Origin of the sequence: Alloacidobacterium sp. (genome assembly GCF_035631355.1) — a bacterium.
Taxonomy (GTDB): domain Bacteria; phylum Acidobacteriota; class Terriglobia; order Terriglobales; family Acidobacteriaceae; genus Alloacidobacterium.
In genome coordinates, this window is the sequence record NZ_DASQIX010000119.1 from 1 (window position 1) to 21,051 (window position 21,051).

Here is a 21,051-nt window from a genome sequence, read left to right on the forward strand (position 1 = left end):
TATCCAATCCAAAACTGATTTCCTTGTTTGTAGTCGTGAAATACGCGGCCTGAAATGAAGTAGTGATTCGTCGGATTGGGAACATTGGCGTTGATCTCACCATTCGGACCCGCTGCGACCACAATCGCCTGCTGATTGTCGTTGTCTTTGTCAAGGGCGAGTAGAAACGTTGTCTTCTTGCTATGGCTGAGAGGGCCGGTCAGAGAGCCTTCATAGTATGTGCGCTGTTCCGATGGCTTCGTGGTCGCGAAGGCATTGCTGGCATCGAACACGGAGTCCCGGTAAAGGAAATTGCCGGAGCCGTGAAATTGCGGAGTGCCGCCCTTCGTGGTGATTTCGATCCGGGCGCGTCCGGGCCGCGAATAGAGAGCTGTATATGGGTTTTGATTAATCCTGACGCTCTGGATCGCAGACGCCGTGACACCAGGACCATTCGCTTCCACGCCATTCACCACCAGCGTCACCCCGTTCGTGCCGGTCGCGTCTGGGTCAAGAAATCGCGACATGGTGGTGATGTAGTCCTGATCGAAGACTGGTAGACGGTCGAGAGCGTCACGGTCAATTGCATTGGAAGTCTGGTTTTGTGGGATTTCGGTGCTTACCTGCGCAGCATTGTCGGATGGGCCGACGATCAGTTCCTGAGTTACAGTGGCCACTGGCAGCACAATCCGGATTTGTGGGTGAACCTCCGAGCTGGTCTTTGTCTGCTGCTTTATTTCCCGAAATCCGTCTTTTGTCACATCAACGGTGTAGGAGCCTGTTGGCAAGCCGTTAAAAGAGAAGTTGCCAGCATTGTCGGTCAGTCCCTGAGTGATTGCCTTTCCATCTTGGTTGGTAACAGCTACTTGAGCACCGGGAATGACAGCCCCGCTTGTATCTTGCACGGTTCCCCTGATCGGGCGTGTAGGGGCCGAGTTTTGCGCAGACACCGTCGGAGTCAGAATGCCCGGTAGCAAAACGATCAAGTAGAGTCGAGACTTCATGAACCTCGGAAATACAAAGTAATTCTCAGTAAGATCTGACACCCCAGAAGGCTTCCGGCCAACTGCGCTGCAAGTCTCAGTAAAGTTGTTTTCCCTGAAGCATTCCTTAAGAGATTCATTAGATGAAACTCTTGGCCGTTGGTTATTGCTATTTTGGAGCTACAGGGGGAACCGCCGGCATCATTCCTCTGACTGTCAACAATTTTCGCTCAGGATGACCAGATGAAATGTCTATTCAGAACTGCCGTGCCGATTGTCTTTGGCGTTCTTGTGGGAGTGGCTGACGCGCAAGCCATCGGGGCCAAGCAGCCGCACTTTGTAGGCTCCGAAAGCTGTCGTAATTGCCATGCGAAAACCTACGACGGCTGGAAGCAGACACGCATGGCCAATGTCGTCCGCGATCCTAAGATTCATCCCGAGGCAGTGCTGGGTGACTTTGAGCATCCTGATCCAAATCGTCCTTTTGACCTCAGCCAAGTCGCTTTCGTATATGGCAGTCGGTGGAAACAGCGCTATTTTGAAAAGCGCGGAGACGACTACTACCCCTTGCCTGCACAGTGGGATATCAAGAACAGAAAATGGCTGCCGTATCACGTGCCCGATGGAGCCGATTGGTGGGTACCGTTTTATCCAAAGAACAATGCGGGACGTCCTACGGGGCCAACCTGCGACGGCTGTCATTCCGTAAATTACAACCTAGAAACGAAGCAGGTGACCGAGTGGAATGTCGGCTGCGAAAAGTGCCACGGCCCCGGCAGCGAACACGTCGCGCATCCCACCGCAACGAATATCGTGAATCCAGCGAAACTGGATTATGTACGTGGGACTGACATCTGCATGCAGTGCCACACTCAGGGCAGACCGCTGGAGGTTCCGACTCAGGGCAAGTATGTCGATTGGCCTGTCGGTTTCCTTCCCGGACAAAGGCTCGCCGACTTCTGGAACCTTGAAGAATCGAAGCTTGGCACTCAGGACTTCTATTCCTGGCAGGACGGCTCTGCACACAAGAACCGAATGCAGGGAAACGACTTTGTCCAGAGTGTCATGTACCACCGTGGATTACGATGTTTCGACTGCCATCAGGTTCATAGTAACGAGAACCCATCCAATCTGATCGCAAAGGGTAACCAGCTTTGCTTGGGCTGCCACACAAAGGACAATCCAGCTGGGCTCCCTGGCACAGTGAGCGAGCACACCCACCACGGCGAAGACAGCGCAGGCAGTCAGTGCACCTCATGCCACATGCCAAAGATTGCCCAGACTCTTGGCAATAATTTCGTCAGTAGCCACACGTTCCGCTTCATCTCGCCAAGGCTTACGCAACAATTCGGTATTCCCAATCCCTGCACATCTTGCCATACAGACAAGTCCAACGAGTGGGCTTTATCCGAGTTGAAAGACTGGACGACAGCATCACCTTGGCGTGTAGCGCAGTAGAGGATCATTCTGATTTTCGCTGTCGGTAAGCAATTAACCGGAGTGGAATTCGAATGACAGGAAAATCGTTCGCCGCCGAGAGCCCCATTTCATGTGGGCCTGAGTTAGGTTTTAAGACTCCTCGAATTTCCTTTCGCTTCCGTAGTGCCTCAAGATTTCTGCGCTGTGCCTTATTGATGCTTCAGCGGCATCAACGTTGACGTAGAAGGTCTTGGACACCCGCGAAAAACAAGGACATGATTGGGCCATAGGCAGTCGAAATGGCGCAGATCTTCAGCATATTTCCTCACAAAGTGACAGGAATAACTGGCGGTGAGCATTCCCCGCGGTTGCTAACGGTCTCTGATATCGCGCGGATATTGAGGGAGCCGGATTTCTTGAGATTCATGCATTTCAGACGTAACACCCAATCCATTCACAAAGGAAAAATTCATGCAGATCTTTAAGGGTGTTGCGGAGGCAGCGAGCGAGCTGCCCAACCATGAGAGTTTGGCTCAGATTCGCAATGCGGAAGTTTTCACAGAAAAACAACTCGCCGATTGGCTCGGCCTAAGTGAAAAGTCTCTACGGCGTCAGCGGTGCCAGGGGATAGGTTTCCCTTACGTCAAACTCGGCTCGGGCAGGAACGCCTCGGTGCGATATTATTTGCCTCATGTACTTGACCATCTGGAAAAGTGCAAGCGGGTTCCTTCCGTGCGGGCAGCATTTGAGGGAGAGATCCGTGCTAAGAAAACGCGGTAGGTATTGGCACTATCAATTCGAAATTGATGGTGTCCCCTATTGGGGCTCGACGAAAGAGACGGTCAAGAGTCGCGCTGAGATGTTCGAGGTTTTGAAAAAAGCGGAGGTCAAACAACAAGGCGGTAACGTAGCCCTTCGTAAAGCCCCATTGCTCAGGGAATTTTCTAAGCAATTTCTTGAGTACAACCTAAAACGAAAACTCGCTGGCAGCTTGGATGCGGATACAGAGCGCTGCTACCGGAATGGCTGGCGACTATTAAAGACGACGGACGTGGCTCACATGCGCATGGATCAAATCGGTGCGCCGGAAGCAGATGTGTTGGCATTCCCTGGTGGACCATCCAACGCGAACCAGGCACTTCGCACCCTTCGACGCATGCTTTCTTATGGGATGGAAGTTGGAATTCTCCGGGGCGTCCCGCGCATCAAGATGCGCGAAGAGCATGGCCGCGAGGGAACCTTCACGCGCGAAATGGAAACTCTGCTGTTGCGCTTTGCAAACGATCCTCTTTCAGATGTGCTCGTGATCATGTTGGATTGCGGGATGCGACCGGAAGAGGTCATGCGGATGCGTTGGGAGCACATCTATTGGGACCGGGATCGGCTTCTGGTGCCCTTTGGGAAGTCCATGCGCTCGAAAAGGTATCTAGCTCTATCCAATCGCATGCGAGCGCACCTGAGGGCTCGTCAGACCCAAAGCGAGTGGGTTTTCCCGGCTGCCATCACAAAGAAGGGCAAGTCGCGTTCCAAGTGTGGGCATCGGGTTTCTGTAACGAAGCAGTTTTATGGAGCAGTGGAGAAAACAAACGAAGAGGCTAATCTGCGGGGCCTTCCACAGATCCCGTCTTCGTATGTGATCTACACGGCGCGTCACACCTACGCGACTCGATATCTGGACGAGGGCGGAAACATAGCTGCCCTGCAAAAACTGCTTGGGCATCACAGCCTGAGTACGACGCAAAGGTATCTGCATCCTGAGCTTGATGAGGCTGCAGAGATTGTCAACAAGCGGAATCGTAAGACTGTTCCGCTGCCTGACATTTCGCCTGACATTGTCCGGCGAGATGCTTGGGTAAATTGAACGTAAGCGGATGATTCTAAACTGGCTGCCCCCCAGGGATTCGAACCCCGATATGCTGATCCAGAGTCAGCTGTCCTACCATTGAACGAGGGGGCAGTAATAGTGCGCAGCGGACCCGCTGCTGGATGAACTGATACCTCATTCATAGTAAAAGCTCTAGCAGCATAGGTCAACCGCCGCACATCCTTAACATCTCCTTAACCAAAATCATCACGTCTAATCAAGTACAATCGCATTGTCAGTTTTGGAACTTCTCCTCAATCTCGTATGGCTTGTGCTTTCTTTGTCACTTGCCGCGCTTTGGATCAGAGGATCGCGCCGTGCCGTCGCGTCTTCAGGACAGGTGGATTGGAGAGTCCAGCTACTGGCGCTGGCGATGCTCATTGTCATTCTGCTCCCGGTCATTTCCATGACCGATGATGTGCAAGCCATGTCTGCGGCGGAAATAGAGCATGTGACAAGACGCGCTGATCTGTTGCCGAATTCGGATCAACCTGCGGACATTCCGGCTCTTCTGAACACGACTCTGCTGTCATACGAGCAATTGTCCGATGTGCAGATCTATGCACGCATCGAGCCAGTAATTGAAAGCCTGCGCCCACAGACCAGATCGATTCGGCAGATAGCAAACCGGCCGCCTCCTCTGGCCGTTTAGCCGCTCCTCCCGCAACTTCAGATCATTATCGGCTGTACCAGGCCCCATCACCCCACAAGGGATGTGTGTATGAAACGACTTCTCAACAGAAGCGCTTTTTTGCTCGCCGCTCTCGCGGTTGCGCAATTGCATGCGCAGGCGCCCCAGCAGCCGCTGACGTTACAGCAGGCTCTCGACATGGCCCGCGCCAGAAATCCAAACCTGCTCTCAGGGCAGCAACACGTAATAGCGACCAAAGCCAATGAAATTACGGCGGGGTTGCGCCAGAATCCAAGCTTCACGCTGTCCGGAACCGATGTGACCTTGCCGGCCAACAATCCCAGCAGTCCATATTCATATGCCGGGAATATCAACCGTCTTTTTGAACGCGGGCAAAAACGCCGTTGGCGGCTGGACATCGCCCGCGCTACAACGGATGTCACACAAAACCAGTACAATGACTCGGAACGCCAGACGGCTCTCGCCGTCAAGCAGGCCTTCACGCAAATGCTCGCGGCCAAGGCTGAGCTACAGATTGCCGATGACAATCTTCAGGGTTATCGCAAGACCGTCGATCTCAGTAAGGTGCGCCTGAATACCGGCGACATTAGCGCAACGGACTTCGAGCGCATTGACCTTCAGCTCGCTGAATTCGAATCAGACTACGACAATGCGAAGCTCAACCTCACACAATCGAGCGACCAGCTTCAACTGTTGTTGGGCATCGAAAAGCCAACGGATACATTCGACATCACCGGCACGCTGAACCCACCCACAATCACCACTCCCCTGACACAGATCGAGCAAGAGGCCCTTCAATCAAGACCGGACTATCTTGCCGCGCAACAATCCGTGCGCCTCGCTGATTCCAACATCAGACTGGCCGACGCTGGCGGGACAACGGATCCAACCGTCGGAGGCGAATACGAGCGCACCGGCGTTTATAACAGTGCAGGTTTCCAGATCAGCATCCCAATACGCATCTTTGACCGCAATCAAGGTGAAAAAGAGCGTACGCGGTACGAAGCGCAGTCCAGCCGCTTCGCCGAAACGGCTGTCCGTAATCAAGTCTTAAATGACGTGGACCAGGCATGGGCCGGTTACGAAGCGGCGATGCATCTGGCGCAGCGTTACAACGGCCATTACCTAGCGGAATCTGATCGTGTCCGCGACAACCTGGAATTCAGCTACCGTCACGGCGGCACCACACTGCTGGATTATCTGGACGCTCTGCGAGATTACCGCCAGATCCACCTTGACGCCTTGAATGCAAATACCCAGGCCTGGCTTGCCGTTCATCAACTCAGCTTCGCCGCCGCTACGGAGATCGTTCCATGAGCAACAAATATTACGCCGCCCTTTTCATTACATGCCTGATGGCGCTCACGGCCTGCAATCATTCGAGCGAAGCGCCGTCTCCGGCGCCGACTACGAGCAAAGATGTGGTGGATACTGTGACTGTTCATCCGTCACAGGTGACTGACACTCTTACCCTGCCGGCGCGCCTGATGCCAAACCCTACTGACGTGGTACATATCTATCCGCCACTCAGCGGGCGTGTCCTCACGCTTAAGGCCCTGCCAGGTCAGGAAGTCAGCAAAGGCCAGGCCATTGGAACACTGCAGAGCAATGACGGCGCGTCTGCCCGATCTGATTATGAGAAGGCGAAGATTGAAGCGGCGCGGGCTGACCTGCAACTGCAGCGCGCCAAGGAACTGCTTCAGCATGAGGTGATGGCGCAAAAGGATTACGACGACCTGAAGGCGGTTGGCGACGCCGATCATGCCGAACTCCAGCGCACACTGCAAACGCTGCACAACCTGGGATTCTCAGAAAATGACTCGTCAGTTGATCTTCCAATTCGCTCACCCATCAGCGGCATTGTTCTCGACGTGGGCACGGCACCGGGAGAACTGCAACGCTCGCTTGACAACGCTAATGCCATTGCCACTATCGCGAACATTGACTCAATCTGGGTTATCGGCGACCTCTATCCCAACAATGTTGACGCCGTACGCCGGGGACAACCCGTAGAAGTCCGTGTCAACGGCTATCCGAATGAGGTCCGCAGTGGCGTCATCGATAACATCTCTGACGCGGTTGACCCCACTACCCTGACGCTCAAGGTGCGCGTAGTGCTTGCCAACCCGGGACACAAGTACAAGCCGCAGATGTTTGCAACCATCTCGGTTGCAAATCTCAAACGTGAGGCAATTGTCGTCCCCTCTACCGCGGTCATTCGCGACGGAATCAAAAACTATGTCTTTGTCGCAACGCCTGATCATAAGTATGCGCGGCGCGATGTAGAACTGGGCGAGACCCATGAGAACGCTGTGGAAATCACCCATGGTCTTGGAGACGGAGAGCAGATCGTAAGCACAGGCGCCGAATTGCTGCGCCAGGCGGGAGCGCAGTAATGCAGGCGTTTATTCGCACGCTTCTCCGATACCGCAATATCATTTTGATCATCTTTCTCGCCTCGCTCGCTGGGGGCGTAATGGCGTTCCTGCAGCTGGATATTGAGGCATATCCTGATCCATCTCCGCCGATGGTTGAATTCATCACGCAGAACCCATCGTGGTCCGCCGAAGAAATGGAGCAGCAGGTTACTGTTCCTCTTGAAGCAGGGCTGAATGGAACGCCTCATCTCGAACAGATACGCTCGATCAGCATCTTTGGCCTGAGCGATGTAAAGCTGTACTTTACCTTCGATAGCGACTACTTCACTGACCGGCAGGAAGCTCTCAACCGGCTGCAATCCGTCAACTTGCCGAACAATCTTCAACCGCAGCTTTCTCCCGAGTCTCCTATTGGCGAAATCTACCGCTACCAACTGACAGGCCCCGGGTATTCGCTGAACGAACTCAAAGCCACACAGGATTGGCTGCTTGTCCGCGAAATGAAGCAGGTTCCTGGCATTATTGACGTCGCCACATTTGGAGGCACAACGCGGCAATATCAGGCAGAGGTCGATCCCAATAAGTTGCTCGCCTACGGTGTCACCATGTCGCAGGTTGTCAATGCAATCCAGAGCAGCAACGCCAACGCAGGCGGTAATTACTTAACACTTGGCAGCCAGAGCGTGAACGTGCGCGGTATCGGTCTGCTTCACTCGATTGCCGATATGGATAGCATCGTCATTGCTGAACGTAATGGCGTGCCTGTGCTGCTTAAGGATGTGGCCGATGTCAAAGAAGGCCACCAGCCGCGTCTTGGAAAAGTCGGCCGCGACGAGCAGCCCGACATCGTTGAAGGCATTGTGCTATTGCAAAAAAATGAGAAGTCTCTGCCTGCCTTGGCAGGTCTTCGCGCAAAAATTAAAGAATTAAACGAAGGCAATCTCCTGCCTCCCGGCATGAAGATCAGCACCATCTATGACCGAACAACTCTTATTAACACCACCACGCGCACCGTCCGCCACGTCATCATCACGGGATTAATCCTGGTAACACTGGTCCTTCTAAGCATGCTCGGCGATCTGCGTATTACAGCCATTGCGGCCATCACCATCCCTTTCGCAGTGCTGTTTTCATTTGCCCTGATGGTTCTCACAAACCATTCGGCCAACCTCATCTCCATCGGAGCGATCGATTTCGGAATTCTCGTCGACGCCTCCATTGTTGTGCTTGAAAGCGTATATCGCAAAATTTCGCGCAGGGTACAAGGTGAAGATGTCGGCGAGCTAATCATGGAGGGCGTAGGCGATGCCGCCAAGCCTGTCCTTTTTGCAACGCTGATTATTCTCGTCGCCTTCATTCCTCTTTTCACAATGCAAGGCGTCCCCGGCAAGATATTCGCGCCCATGTCCGTTACCTACGGATTCGCACTGACAGGCGCACTGATCTTCGCGCTGGTGTTCGCGCCAGTGCTTGGCTCCTTTGCCGTCCCGAAGCAGATCAAGCATGAAGCGCAAGAGACATGGTTGAGCGCTTTTTTCCGCCGTCACTATGACAAGGGATTGAGACGCGCGCTCAAGTTCAAAGTCATCTCATGGCTTGTCGCCTTCGCCGGTCTCGTCCTTGCCGTCGTGCTCTTCATCTTTTTTGTGGGCGGCGAATTCATGCCGGCGCTCGAAGAAGGCAACCTCTGGATCCGCGCAACGATGCAGCAGGATATTTCCTTTCCTCAATCAGAAAAGATGGCGGACAAAATTCGGGCGACGCTGCGCTCCTACCCCGAAATTACCCAGGTTGTGTCGCAAATGGGCCGTCCGGACGACGGCACCGACGTAAGCACCTTTAACAACATCGAGTTTCTGGCCAGCCTGAAACCGGCAGGAGAGTGGCGGCCGCAATTCCACGGCAACAAGGACACTCTGATTGCCGCCATCGAAAAAGACTTCCAGCAATATCCGGGCATCGACTTCAACTTTTCGCAGAACATTCAGGACAATGTCGAAGAGGCCATGTCCGGCGTAAAGGGAGAAAACTCTCTTAAGCTTTTCGGCAATGATTTCGATGACCTCACCCGTATCGCCGACCAGATCGAAGACGTAATGAGCAAAGTACAAGGCATCGCTGACATTGGCGTTTTCAAAGTTACCGGTCAGCCAAGCCTGATGGTTTCCATCGACCGCAGCAAAGCCGCGCGCTATGGCCTTCAGCCGCAGGACGTGAACGCCGTTGTCCAGGCCGCAGTCGGAGGCGCGCCTGTGACGCAAATCATTGACGGTGACCGTCGCTTTGACTTCGCGCTGCGCTATGCGCCGCAATACCGCGATACTCCGGAAGCCATCAGCAAGATTCTTCTGCCGACGCCTGACGGACAGCAGGTGCAGCTTGGCGCGATTGCCGACGTAAGTCTCAAGAATGGGGCTTTCATGATCTACCACGAGGGCGGACGCCGCTATATCCCTATCAAGTTCAGCGTACGCGGACGCGATCTCGCTAGTGCCATTCAGGACCTGAAGCAGCAGTTGTCAGACAAAATAAAGCTGCCAAGCGGCTACAACTATACATGGGCAGGAGAATTCGACAGCCTGCAAAAAGAGCAGCGTCGCCTTGCATACATCATCCCAGTAAGCTTGGCGGTAATTCTCGTTCTCCTTTACATTCAGTTCCGCACATGGAGAGATGCCTTCATCGTTCTGGGGACGCTTCCTTTCGCGGCCATCGGCGGCATTCTCGCGCTGTTCCTTACCCGCACATCCTTCAGTATCTCTGCTGCCGTGGGGTTTACCTCGCTCACCGGAGTTGCTACCTTGGGCGCTGTGGTCTTTCTCTCAGGAATCCGCCGCGCGCAACGCGAAGAAGGATTCAACTATGGGCTGGAGAAAGGCTGCCTCGACGAGATGCGCCCTGTGGTGATGGCCTGTATGGCTGCGGGTCTCGGTCTATTGCCTGCCGCTGTCTCCAATGGTATCGGAGCTCAGGCGCAACAACCGCTCGCCCGCGTTGTCGTCGGTGGAATGCTGACCACCGTATTCTCGATCCTGTTCGTCATGCCGCTGCTTGTGAGGGCGTTGACGTCACGCGAAGAATTTGAGAATAGCCTTCAGGAGTAGCATGCTGAGTGCTCCCACATCAACTGTGGGAGCACTTACTCTTCACGCAACACTTCAAGTGGCTTCTGCCCAAGGATGCGGAAGCTGGCTATCCAGCCGGTTGCAACTGCAAGCACAGCCGTGGCAATTACCGACACCCCGCTCGCAGTCCACTCCACATGAAATGGCACTTCCATTCTGTGCAGTAGCACCCGCGACAACAGATTTGCGAAGATCACGCCGACAACTCCCGCCAGCAGACCCAGCACTACGAACTCGATGCTGAAGACCGCTGCAATCCGATTCCGCGTGGCTCCGAGCGTCTTCAGCACTACAACTTCGCGAATCCGCCGGAACCGGGTGCTCGCCACGCTGGATGCGAGAATGATTGCGCCTGAAAGGATTGAGAACGCCGCCAGGAACCGAATTACCAGCGTGATCTGGTGTACCACGCCCTGCACCGTATCCAGAATGTCTGCAATGTTGATCACCGTCACCGTGGGGTATGCGGCAAATAATGCGCGCTCCATGAACGGAATCTGCTTCGATTGCACATGTACTGCCGCATACCACACATTCGGCAGCTCCTGGAGCGGCCCGGACGGCAAAATAAATTCGCTGCGTGCAAATACGTGTTCCCCTTCCGGCTTGTAAATCACAGCCACTTTCGTGTGGATCGTTTTCTCGCCGGATTCAAAATCAATCGACGATCCAGGATGCAAATTCAATCGCCTCGCTAGATGATCCACTACTGCAAGACCATCCGCGTCGCTCTTCTGCCACCACTTCCCCTGTGTGACCTTTACACCTTCGGGCACCGAGTCCGCCCATGTGACAGAAACTGATGACAGCAGCCGCTTCGGATAATTCTTGATCTTCAATTGGTCTACTGGAACGCCATCGATCGACGTAATCCGCGCCGAAACGATCGGAATCGCCTCAAACTTCTTATCCACACCGGGCTGATTGAGCAGCAGGTCTTTCACTCCCTGCACTTCGTCCTGACTGATGTCGATAAGAAAAATGTTCGCTGCGCTTTTCGCCACATCGGTATTCATCCGGTTAACAATGGCATGCTGCATCAGAAATACGCTCAATATCAGCATGACTCCCGTTCCCAGCGCGGCTAGCACAGCAGCAGACTGGTTTCCCGGTCGGTATAGATTCGCCAACCCATGCCGCAATGCGGAGTGCAGATGCAAGCGCGTCTTATTCAAGAACGCCCGCAGCGTCCGTAATGTGAGAGCAGCAAGCCCGAGAATCACTACCAGCAGGCCGCACAACGCCGCTGCAAACCACTTCCCTACCAGCATGGAATTCGCAAGTCCCGCAGCGATTCCAGCCAATGCAAGGACGATCACGACGACAGAAATCCACTGCGCTTTACTTTCACCAATCTTCTTCCAGAATCCCAACTTGCCATCTCCATCGCCACCCTCCACAGATTTGCGCAACACAATACTCGGGCGAATCTTCCGAACATCTAGCAGCGGCGGCAGGCAGAAAAGCACCGTCGTTAGAATTCCGGTGCCAAACGCCGCCGACACCGAACGCACCGGCAAACGTAACGGCGGCTGTATAGGCAGCAGTTTGCCGAAGAAAAATGGCAACGCCCACTCGACGCCCAGCCCACAGGCAATCCCGATCAATCCTCCCGACGCTCCCAGCAGTAGTGTCTGCAGCAGATAAATCCGCAATATATCCGACGACTTTGCGCCTATCGACTTCATAATGGCGAGAATGTCGATTCGCTGCTGCAAATGCGCGCGCATCGCCATGCCTACGCCAATTGCCCCAAGCACCATAGCAACCAGGCAAATCAAACTCAGCAGGCCGGTCGCATGATCGAGACCTTCAGCTAATGACGGGCTCGTCTCGCGAAAATCTGTGATCTGCGCTTCCGGCAGAATTTTCTCCAGCTCGCTTCGTATGTCAGCAACCTTGCCGCTCTGCGGCCCCAGCTTAAACAAGTACCGCTCCGTAGCGCGGCTTCCCTGCTGCAATAATCCGGTTTTATTCACCGCCGTCCGCGTCATCATCACACGCGGCCCAAGACCGATGCCGGCCGTAAGACGGTCCGGCTCTTTCTCAATCACAGCGGCGATTTTGAAAAACTCACCGCCAATCTTCAGCGTGTCCCCAATCTTCGCGCGCAGACGCACCAACAGATTGTCGTCCACAACAACAGTTGAATCCGTCAGTACAGAGCGCAGATCGCCCCCGGGATTCAGAATCATCTTTCCGTAAAACGGATATCTGGCCGGATCGACGACCTTCAACGACACCAGCAACGGAACCGGATCGCCCTGCAGCGATGCCATCGAAACCATTTCCGTGACCGAAGTCCGCTCGATCCCCTTGGAAGCTGCAAGCGCGTCCAGTTTTACATTTTCCTGTTGGGTCGTAAGCCGGAACATTCGCGCTGAGAGATCAGCCGCCATGATGCTGCGCGCCTGGTCCAGCAATGCCTTTTGAAAGGACTCGCTGAACCCGCGCACTCCAGTCAATGCCGCTACGCCAATTGCAACTGAAAGAATTACAAATACGAATTTCGCTCGCGAAGCGCGCAGTTCACGCCACGCGATTTTCGCTGCCGTGCTCCATGCCAGCGCAGGTTTTTGATCAGGCCCCATGGCTGGCCTGCCTTCCGCTCTCATCGGAAACAATCCGGCCGTCGCGCAGAAATATCCGGCGATCGGCGCGATCGGCGATTTGTGGATCATGCGTTACCAGCACCAGAGTTGTGCCTGCTTCCTGTTGCCGCTCAGTCAGCAGATCAAGCACATGCTGACCATTGGTCGTATCAAGGTTTCCCGTCGGCTCATCAGCTAGAACAATCGGCGGCTCTAAAACAAAGGCGCGCGCCAGCGCCACGCGCTGCTGCTCGCCTCCGGAAAGCTGCACAGGATAATGATGAAGCCGGTCTCCCAAACCAACAGTCTCAAGCAGTGACGTGGCGCGTTTCTTTCCGTCGCCATTCGCGTTCAACTCATAAGGAAGCAGAACATTCTCCAATGCGGTCAAAGTAGGAATGAGCTGATACGACTGAAATACAAATCCGATCTTCTTGCCCCGCACCAGAGCGAGACTGTCCTCCGGCAGCTGGCTGATCTCCGTCCCGTCCACTAGCACCTCGCCCGCACTCGGCGCATCCAGACCCGCAAGCAGCCCCAGGAGCGTACTCTTTCCGCTGCCTGACGCTCCCATAATTGCAAGAAACTGCCCTCGCGGCACGCTCAAGTCGATTCCCTTCAGAATCTCCACTGTCCGGTTTCCATTGCGAATCGACTTCTTCAGTCCTCGTGCTTCGATCATTCTGCTCTTGTCCTCTCGTTACAATACCTATGTGACGCGCCGATACGTTCTCCTGCTTCTTTTTACGCTCTGCCTCGCCACTACGTTCCATCCCGGCTGCGCCGCGCAAACAAAAGCAGGAGACCACGCACGGCCCATCATCGTCTGCTTCGGCGACTCACTCACCGCAGGCCACGGCGTCACCGAAGGCCAGACCTATCCAGACTACCTGCAGCGCGATCTTGACAGTCGTGGATACGGTTACCGCGTCCTCAACAAAGGCATCGACGGCAATACGACAAAAGACGGAGTAGACCGCCTGAAAGACGTGCTCTCTCTTTACCCGCGAATTGTGGTCGTTGAATTTGGAGGTAACGACGGCCTGCGCGGCTTGCCCATCTCGACCACCCGTCAGAACCTCGATCAGATTGTCTCGGGAATCCTAAAAGCGGGAGCAAGAGTCGTGCTGGCAGGCATTACGCTGCCGCCGAACTATGGGGCTGACTACATCCAACAGTTCAATGAGACCTACACCATGCTGGCGCACAAGTATAGGGTCCCGCTCATCCCCTTCCTATTCAAGGATGTCTATGGGGTTCCAGGCTCAATGCAGGAAGATGGCATCCATGCAACGGCGAAGGGCAATCAACAGGTCGCGCTGAACGTCCTGCAAGCCCTTACGCCTTTGCTCAGAAAATAGTTAGACCAGCACCACAACAGGCTGAAACAGCGTCCCGGCAATGCGGCGTCCAATGGCTAGCAGGTTACGCTGCCCCTCAAAAATCTTCACCATCGGCGCAAGACTGAACTCCGGCAGGTTCACTGTCGCGCCGTTTCGCAGCCGTCGTAGCGCAAAGGTATCTGCCGTCACCGCAGGCAGTTCCGGCAGCAATGCTCTGGGATGCGGCATCCTCGCTTCCAGAGCCTCTATCGTCAGCGCTTCCACTTCGGCCAGCGGTACAGCGTCCGCAAGGCCGAACGGCCCAGCCGCAACTCGCCGCAAGCTGGCGAGATGTCCGCCGCAGCCCAACGCTATGCCCATTTCATGCGCCACGCTGCGCACATACCCCCCCGCGGATACAGTCATGGAAAAAGCTGCTGTGTCCCCTTCGACAGTAGTAATTTCAAATGCCTTGATTGTGATCCGCACAGGAGCCAGCTTCGGAGTCTCACCGGCCCGCGCGAGTTGATAGGCCCTCTTGCCATCTGTTTTCTTGGCGGAAAACGGCGGCGGCATCTGCTCAATCTCGCCTTGAAAGTGCTCCGCTGCCTCACGCAACTGGTCCAGCGTTAGCGATACAGCTACACACTCGCCTATGGCCTGCCCTTCAGCATCGTAGGTATCCGTGGCGAAGCCGAACCGGATTGTTCCCGTATAAGATTTTTCAAGCAAGCCAAAGAATTGCGCCAGCCGTGTGTACTTGCCCAGAAGCAGTGGAAGCACGCCGGTCGCCATCGGATCCAGTGTGCCCAGATGGCCAATCGACGGCTCGCCAGTCACACGCCTTACCCGCGCGACAACGTCATGCGACGTCATTCCGCCGGGTTTGTCGATCACCAGAAGGCCGTTCACTTTGACTACTATAGCCGAGCGCCGGACTGGGCCTGTCAGGGTTAACAGGCGCTATAACCCATTCGGCGCGCGCTCGCGCACGAGCGACAAAAACTCAGCGCGCGTATTCTGCTTCTGAAAAACGCCCACCATCGCCGAGGTCACCGTTGATGAGTGCTGCTTCTCCACTCCGCGCATCATCATGCATAGGTGCCGCGCCTCAATCACGACACCCACGCCCTGCGGCGCAATCGCTTCTTGAATCGCATCGGCAATCTGCTGCGTCATCCGTTCCTGTACCTGCAGCCTGCGTGAAAATACTTCAACCAGCCTCGGGATCTTGCTCAGACCAATTACCTTGCCATTAGGAATATAGGCCACATGCACCTTGCCGAAGAACGGCAACATGTGATGCTCGCATAGCGAGAACATTTCGATGTCCTTGACGATCACCATCTCGTCGTAATCCACGTCAAAAAGCGCTCCGCGCAGGATCTCCGTCGGATTTTCCCGGTAACCCTTCGTGAGAAAGGTCATGGCTTTCTCTACACGCTCCGGTGTGCGCTCCAGGCCGTCCCGCATCGGGTCTTCATCAAAGCGGCGAAGAATCTCGCGGTAAATGTCCTGCGTCGAAATGTTTTCGAGGCCCGTCGCCACAGGTTTTTGCACAATAGCTGGTCTTGCCATCATTGTTCTCTTTCCGCCCCGCTCACCCTTCAGCAAAGAGCGCATTCATCGGGTATTCAAAGGAATTATTACTGGTCTCTTCCACCCGCACCCGCACTACTTCAGCCTTGTGAAAAGCCGCCGCGAGTAACCGATATACTCCAATACATAAATTCTCCGTGGTCGGCACACGATCCTGAAATAGCGGATCGAGATTCAGATTCGTATGGTCGAAGCGCTCCACCACTTCTTTTCGCACGCATGAATCAAGCTCGACCATGTCACACACCATGCCGGTTTCAGCATTCACCGGTCCACCTACCGTGACCTCAACCACGTAGTTATGACCATGTCCATGCGGGTTGTTGCACTTCCCGTAGACATTGCGGTTTTTGTCTTCAGTAAATGCATCTGAGTGCAACCGATGCGAAGCGCTGAGGCGATATCTGCGCGAAAAATAGGCCCTCATGGCTCACCGTAGAAATCGGCAAAGAGATCAGGCATCTCATATACGCGCACACGATGCAGTTTCGCGCCGGGAATCTTTCCGTCGAGCCGCTTCCAGACCGCAATCGCAATGTTTTCAGTCGTCGGAATCGCCTTCGCAAATTCCGGCACTTCTTTGTTCAGGTGCCGGTGGTCATACACTCCAACCACCTCGCGCTCCATCACATCCTTCAACTGCTTCAGGTCCACCACAAACCCGGACGTAGAATCCACCTCGCCGGCAACGGTCACTTCCAGCGTGTAGTTGTGTCCGTGGCCATTTTTATTGGCGCATTTACCGAAGACGCGCTCATTTTCTTCAGTGGACCACGCCTCGTTCCAGTAATAATGCGAAGCGGAAAACTCAGCTTTTCTTGTCAATAAAATCATTTCAAAAATACTTGTCATCCTGACCCTGAACGGAGTGAAGGGGAGGATCTGTCTTTACTGCCTTGAACGGTCCCACAATCTCCTACCCAAAAGATGCAAAAGTCCGCGTCTCCGTTTCATCGACTTCCGCCAGCATATTCACGTCCCTTCCAGACTACGCGCTTCGTTACCGTGTGGTCGAACCAGCTTCTCCACAGCAGCCACACAAACAGCGGTAGTCCACAAATACTCAGCAGGCAATCAACAAATGGAAAATTCGATTTCATTACCCTGCGATAAAACCGCCACAGCGTCCGCAGCCAAACCAGCAGAATCACCAACCGTGCCGTAAGCCACGGCATGGCCGGACTCAGCGGCCCCAGAAAATACCATGCCAGAACCGGCAATCCAACCAGCAGGAAAATATCCAGCAGCTTCCACCCCGCCGTAATCAGTGTGTTTCCGAAGAGCAGTGCCAGGTTCTTCGTCCAACCCTCGCACATTTGCCCAAAGCTGCGATACATGCGTGCGCTCAACGCATCCGGAGCATACCTGAAGCGCAGCCCCAGCTTGCGCCGCTTCACCAGATACGCCAGATCGACATCCTCCAGCATCGAATCCGCCACAGCCTCATGGCCGCCAATCTGCACATATGCGTCGCGCTGAACCAGCAAGAATTGGCCATTGGCCGCCGCCAACCGGGACTCAGGATCGGATACCTTCGCCGGTGGATACGCCAGCACCAGTTCGCTGAAGACCAGCGGCATCAGAGCCCGCTGCCAGAAACCCCTCACAATCTGACGCGGCGAATAGGACAGCATCGCCGCCTTGTACTTCTCCGCTTCGTGCAGTGCGCGCCGCAAATCGCCCGGCTCGTGTACCGTGTCCGCATCGGTAAACAGCAACCATTCGCCCTGCGCCTGCTTCGCTGCTGTCCATACAGCGTTGGCCTTGCCCGTCCAGCCCTTCGGCAGTGCAGCCGGACTCATCACAGTTACGCCGGTAAAACTCTGTGCTATCTCTCGTGTCCGGTCGATCGAACCGTCATCCACAACCAGCAATTCCCAGTCGCGTCCAAGTTTCCATCCCTCATCCGATTGCGAAACCAGCGACTCCAGGCACGCGCCCAGACAGTCCTCTTCGTTTCGCGCAGGAACAATCACAGACAGGTCCAAATCCACTCCAGAGAAATCCAGACCGTATTATAGAAATGTGTGCTGGTTCCGAAATCTCAAATCCTGGGTACCCCATCCTATCGCGCCGGTTTTGCGCGATACCGGGGTCCCCAAAGTACGCGGTTTTCGCACGCTGGGGTGGAATAGGGTGGGATTGGCAATTGTCCTTCTTCTTGTGATCAGCGGATGCGACCGCGGCTCCCATCCAGCGCAGTTGGCCAAAGCAGCACCCAACTTCACCATCGTCGATGGCGCAAAGACCATCCACCTCAGCGATTATCGTGGCAGAATCGTCGTTCTTAATTTCTGGGCGTCGTGGTGCGCACCTTGTCTTGAAGAGTTGCCATCCCTCAACGACCTCCAGCAGCAAATGCCTCAGATCGTCGTTCTCGGCGTGGACTTCAACGACGAAGTCGATGCCTATCATCAGTTCCTCGCCGATAACCATGTGGACTTCTTCACCATCCACGACGAATCACAGCAAAGCAACCTCGCCTTCGGCACCACGCGGCCGCCGGAGACTTACATCATCGACGGCCAGGGCAGAATCCGCCGCAAATTCATCGGCCCGCAGGACTGGACCAACCCTGAGATACTCAACTACCTCAGAAATCTTTGAACATTGTTGATTTGTCATCCTGAGCAGAGCGACCGAAGGGGGCACAGTCGAAGAGCCTGGCCTGAGTTTGTCGAAGGAACCTGCGGTTTCTCAGCAGGGCGCGGAAAACGGGCACCTTATCTAAGCACCCTGCTTTGAGCGCGAAAGTGGGAAACGTATAGATTTTAAGCAGATATGCCATCTGCCTTGTTATCATTGAATCGTGACCACGCTGGACATCCTCTTCCGCTACGAACATCACCCGACTGAAGCCGCGGTCATTGCCCTCAACGACATGAGCGAAGTCTACGGCATCCGCCGCATTCAATTGAAGGAAGAAGCAAAGACGATTCGCGTGGAATACGATGCAACCCGGCTCAATGCGGCAACAGTCGCGCAATTGGTGCGCCGCTCCGGAATCAATATTGTGGAAGAGTTGCCGCTCATCCCTCCGCAAGTAGCAGCTGCCGCAGAACCAGCCCCGGCGCCAGCGAAGTGAGCCTCTGCAGCCACCCTCTTAAAATAGTTCTCAGGTAGAAGCACTGGGCTTCAGCCCAGTGAAAAAGACGCTGTCGGGACAGGGCTTTAGCCCTGGATACCCTACGAGTGGTCCGCAGTCAGCATGTTTGCGTCGCGCGATAACACCCACTTCCCGTCCGGCAATTTGCGAAAGATGGTAAGCGTATAGCCGGAGCGTTTCATCGGTACCCCACCGCCGCGCGGAGTGAGCGTCACTTTCAGGTGGTTCCGCAGGTACGCAATGTCCCCTACCACCTGCAATTCCTGAATATTCGACTGCACATCAACCCGCACCTGCTCCAGCCCGCCGCGAAGCCCCTTCTCGAATGCCTCTTTCCCAAACGGCTCCCGGCTCGCAACCTGAAATACCGCATCCTCGGCAATCAGGCCAAGGACCGTATCCACATCGCCGGCCATCGAAGCCTCATTCCAACGCGTCACCAAATCGCGGATTGCCTGCTCGTCTGTCGTCATAGATCCTCGCCGAAATCTATGCTTACGATACCGCCTTAATCAACATATTCTGCGACAATACTGCGGATGTCGTGCCCGTTTCTGCCGATAAAAGTGCTCGATGATATAGCGTACCCGCATCCCAGATCATGCGCCGCGCAAGGCTCTTCACACCGTGAACAACAGGCTTGTCTTCATAGCAACTCACTTTGCTGAATCCTATTGTGCGAAAAACCTGTCTCACCGAGGTTGGTGTAAATGCCTGCTCATGCGTAAGATCGCCATAGCGAATACGCATGCCGTATAGCCCTTCAGCATTCGGAACATGCGCAATGCATATCCCGTTACGCTTCAATACACGATGGATGTGATCAAGTGTATAGAACAGCTCATCTCTCGTCAGATGCTCCAGCACATCCATAGCCAGAACAGCATCAATACAACCGTCGCTTTCATCGCAGAGCAAATCCTCCAAATGTCCGAGTCGGGCCTCGGCAATCCCCAACTTGTGCGCAACTTCGACTTGCTCGGGTGAAACATCGATTCCGCTTACATTCCTGTAACCGGCCTGAGACAGAAAATACAAAAACGCTCCATGCCCGCAACCGAGATCGAGTATTCGCACATCTCGATTCGCCGGTAAATGATGTGAAATGACATGCGTTAAAAATGCCTTGCGTGGGCGAAACATCAACTCAGCATTTTCTTTAAGCGCGGGCGCCGCCTGTTCGCTAGATACATAGGCGTTGTATAGACGCGATTTCCAGGCGCCATTTGCATTTGACATAGACTGTCCAATTCTCCCTCAGTCATGATGGGAGGCATATTAGCACTTGTGAAACTTCGTCATTTGCAGAACCATGCCTTGCCAGGTCAACAAAGCCCAGAAGCATGTTCGGATTTGTTCAAGGTCCAGAATGGCCTTTGTATATCATTCATTACTTTACATATCAATTGATTGCTTTACCGGAACTGATTGGAATTTCTGGATTCATTATTTCGATACAGCTATTTTTTGCTCTGAATCAAACGCTGCCCGCAGCGCAAATAAGAATAGCTCCAGAACAGAATGAGTTGGTTCATGCGCGTTCAGAAGTTTGCGAAACCGCCCGGAACTTGATATCTTTAAATGAGTTCGCAGTCACCCCACCCTTGCGCGCCCATAGCTCAGTTGGATAGAGCGATTGACTACGAATCAATAGGTCGGAGGTTCGAATCCTTCTGGGCGCGCCATATATCTCTTAATCTGACAATCAGTTAGGTTTTTCAGCATAGTTTCGGCATGACATCACTGAACTTCATGCACCGGGACACTGGACGATTCCGTTCCCCGCCAACGACTGTGAGATGCCATTCGGCGACCCCCACATCAATGCAAAGGATGCGGAAGCATTACTGCGTATCGTCGTCGGACCCCGGGTGCATGAAGTGAGCCTGCGCACGCAGGCTCACAGTTTGGACTAAGCTCGCGAGTGGGTGGAATTCAGATCTAGAGGTCACCGGGATGCGCTACTGGGCCACGTTCGCGTTCGCTCTCCAGTGCTTTCCTGTCCAGTTTATTTGTGATCATCGTCCCATACT

Annotated in this window: 20 protein-coding genes and 2 tRNA genes; 11 read left to right on the forward strand and 11 right to left on the reverse strand. The window is 54.4% G+C overall.

Features of this window, described 5'->3' with window-relative positions:
- Nucleotides 1-884 (reverse strand): carboxypeptidase-like regulatory domain-containing protein (locus VEV40_RS20370; RefSeq protein ID WP_324834915.1); only part of this gene is annotated, 884 nt, incomplete at its 3' end.
- 321 nt (nucleotides 885-1,205) lie between these two features.
- Between VEV40_RS20370 and VEV40_RS20375 the strand changes: the two genes are divergently transcribed.
- A complete protein-coding gene (locus VEV40_RS20375) occupies nucleotides 1,206-2,420 on the forward strand; it encodes a cytochrome c3 family protein (RefSeq protein WP_324834916.1) in 1,215 nt (404 codons plus the stop codon).
- A gap of 658 nt (nucleotides 2,421-3,078) precedes the next feature.
- On the forward strand, nucleotides 3,079-4,242 hold the full coding sequence (locus VEV40_RS20380; RefSeq protein ID WP_324834917.1) for a site-specific integrase: 1,164 nt from the start codon (nucleotides 3,079-3,081) through the stop codon (nucleotides 4,240-4,242).
- Between the two features lie 22 nt (nucleotides 4,243-4,264).
- On the opposite strand, the gene VEV40_RS20385 is transcribed toward VEV40_RS20380, so the two are convergent.
- Nucleotides 4,265-4,338 (reverse strand) — tRNA-Gln (locus VEV40_RS20385).
- 148 nt (nucleotides 4,339-4,486) lie between these two features.
- Here VEV40_RS20385 and VEV40_RS20390 point away from each other — a divergent pair.
- The 4 genes from VEV40_RS20390 (at nucleotide 4,487) to VEV40_RS20405 (ending at nucleotide 10,379) form a co-directional block, all read left to right on the forward strand.
- Complete coding sequence (locus VEV40_RS20390; RefSeq protein ID WP_324834918.1) at nucleotides 4,487-4,897, forward strand: hypothetical protein; 411 nt, start codon at nucleotides 4,487-4,489, stop codon at nucleotides 4,895-4,897.
- A 69-nt stretch (nucleotides 4,898-4,966) separates the two neighbouring features.
- On the forward strand, nucleotides 4,967-6,214 hold the full coding sequence (locus VEV40_RS20395) for a TolC family protein (RefSeq protein WP_324834919.1): 1,248 nt from the start codon (nucleotides 4,967-4,969) through the stop codon (nucleotides 6,212-6,214).
- Nucleotides 6,211-7,293 carry an efflux RND transporter periplasmic adaptor subunit gene (locus VEV40_RS20400; protein ID WP_324834920.1) on the forward strand — a complete coding sequence of 361 codons (1,083 nt, stop codon included), beginning with the start codon at nucleotides 6,211-6,213 and terminating at the stop codon, nucleotides 7,291-7,293. The genes VEV40_RS20395 and VEV40_RS20400 overlap by 4 nt, the downstream gene beginning before the upstream one ends.
- The gene (locus tag VEV40_RS20405; protein WP_324834921.1) at nucleotides 7,293-10,379 is read left to right on the forward strand and encodes a CusA/CzcA family heavy metal efflux RND transporter; all 3,087 of its coding nucleotides are present in this window, start codon (nucleotides 7,293-7,295) and stop codon (nucleotides 10,377-10,379) included. Before VEV40_RS20400 ends, VEV40_RS20405 begins: the two co-directional genes overlap by 1 nt.
- A gap of 35 nt (nucleotides 10,380-10,414) precedes the next feature.
- Here VEV40_RS20405 and VEV40_RS20410 read toward each other — a convergent pair whose 3' ends face one another.
- Nucleotides 10,415-12,991 (reverse strand): ABC transporter permease, encoded by a 2,577-nt coding sequence (locus VEV40_RS20410; protein WP_324834922.1) that lies wholly within the window; start codon nucleotides 12,989-12,991, stop codon nucleotides 10,415-10,417.
- Nucleotides 12,981-13,673: an ABC transporter ATP-binding protein gene (locus VEV40_RS20415; RefSeq protein WP_324834923.1), complete on the reverse strand. Its 693-nt coding sequence runs from the start codon at nucleotides 13,671-13,673 to the stop codon at nucleotides 12,981-12,983. Before VEV40_RS20415 ends, VEV40_RS20410 begins: the two co-directional genes overlap by 11 nt.
- Before the next feature lie 7 nt (nucleotides 13,674-13,680).
- On the opposite strand from VEV40_RS20415, the gene VEV40_RS20420 reads away from it, so the two are divergent.
- A complete protein-coding gene (locus tag VEV40_RS20420; RefSeq protein ID WP_324834924.1) occupies nucleotides 13,681-14,352 on the forward strand; it encodes an arylesterase in 672 nt (223 codons plus the stop codon).
- Here the strand turns inward: VEV40_RS20420 and truB are convergent, their stop codons facing one another.
- The 5 genes from truB to VEV40_RS20445 all read right to left on the reverse strand — a co-directional run bounded on the left by truB (nucleotide 14,353) and on the right by VEV40_RS20445 (nucleotide 17,906).
- Nucleotides 14,353-15,225 (reverse strand): tRNA pseudouridine(55) synthase TruB, encoded by an 873-nt coding sequence (truB, locus tag VEV40_RS20425; RefSeq protein WP_324834925.1) that lies wholly within the window; start codon nucleotides 15,223-15,225, stop codon nucleotides 14,353-14,355. It lies immediately after the preceding gene.
- 51 nt (nucleotides 15,226-15,276) lie between these two features.
- A complete protein-coding gene (gene folE / locus VEV40_RS20430) occupies nucleotides 15,277-15,894 on the reverse strand; it encodes a GTP cyclohydrolase I FolE (RefSeq protein ID WP_324834926.1) in 618 nt (205 codons plus the stop codon).
- A gap of 19 nt (nucleotides 15,895-15,913) precedes the next feature.
- Nucleotides 15,914-16,339: a 6-carboxytetrahydropterin synthase gene (locus tag VEV40_RS20435; RefSeq protein ID WP_324834927.1), complete on the reverse strand. Its 426-nt coding sequence runs from the start codon at nucleotides 16,337-16,339 to the stop codon at nucleotides 15,914-15,916.
- On the reverse strand, nucleotides 16,336-16,746 hold the full coding sequence (locus VEV40_RS20440; protein ID WP_324834928.1) for a 6-carboxytetrahydropterin synthase: 411 nt from the start codon (nucleotides 16,744-16,746) through the stop codon (nucleotides 16,336-16,338). Before VEV40_RS20440 ends, VEV40_RS20435 begins: the two co-directional genes overlap by 4 nt.
- Before the next feature lie 116 nt (nucleotides 16,747-16,862).
- Nucleotides 16,863-17,906: a glycosyltransferase family 2 protein gene (locus VEV40_RS20445; RefSeq protein WP_324834929.1), complete on the reverse strand. Its 1,044-nt coding sequence runs from the start codon at nucleotides 17,904-17,906 to the stop codon at nucleotides 16,863-16,865.
- Between the two features lie 142 nt (nucleotides 17,907-18,048).
- On the opposite strand from VEV40_RS20445, the gene VEV40_RS20450 reads away from it, so the two are divergent.
- On the forward strand, nucleotides 18,049-18,519 hold the full coding sequence (locus VEV40_RS20450; RefSeq protein WP_324834930.1) for a TlpA disulfide reductase family protein: 471 nt from the start codon (nucleotides 18,049-18,051) through the stop codon (nucleotides 18,517-18,519).
- Between the two features lie 202 nt (nucleotides 18,520-18,721).
- On the forward strand, nucleotides 18,722-18,997 hold the full coding sequence (locus VEV40_RS20455; RefSeq protein WP_324834931.1) for a hypothetical protein: 276 nt from the start codon (nucleotides 18,722-18,724) through the stop codon (nucleotides 18,995-18,997).
- 101 nt (nucleotides 18,998-19,098) lie between these two features.
- Here VEV40_RS20455 and VEV40_RS20460 read toward each other — a convergent pair whose 3' ends face one another.
- Both VEV40_RS20460 and VEV40_RS20465 read right to left on the reverse strand, forming a co-directional pair.
- Nucleotides 19,099-19,491, reverse strand: a complete 393-nt coding sequence (locus tag VEV40_RS20460) for an SgcJ/EcaC family oxidoreductase (protein WP_324834932.1) — start codon at nucleotides 19,489-19,491, stop codon at nucleotides 19,099-19,101.
- Nucleotides 19,492-19,513: 22 nt separating this feature from the next.
- The gene (locus tag VEV40_RS20465) at nucleotides 19,514-20,257 is read right to left on the reverse strand and encodes a class I SAM-dependent methyltransferase (RefSeq protein ID WP_324834933.1); all 744 of its coding nucleotides are present in this window, start codon (nucleotides 20,255-20,257) and stop codon (nucleotides 19,514-19,516) included.
- Between the two features lie 104 nt (nucleotides 20,258-20,361).
- On the opposite strand from VEV40_RS20465, the gene VEV40_RS20470 reads away from it, so the two are divergent.
- Nucleotides 20,362-20,649 (forward strand): hypothetical protein, encoded by a 288-nt coding sequence (locus VEV40_RS20470; protein ID WP_324834934.1) that lies wholly within the window; start codon nucleotides 20,362-20,364, stop codon nucleotides 20,647-20,649.
- Nucleotides 20,627-20,703, forward strand: a tRNA-Arg gene (locus VEV40_RS20475). Before VEV40_RS20470 ends, VEV40_RS20475 begins: the two co-directional genes overlap by 23 nt.
- The last annotated feature ends 348 nt before the right edge of the window (nucleotides 20,704-21,051 follow it).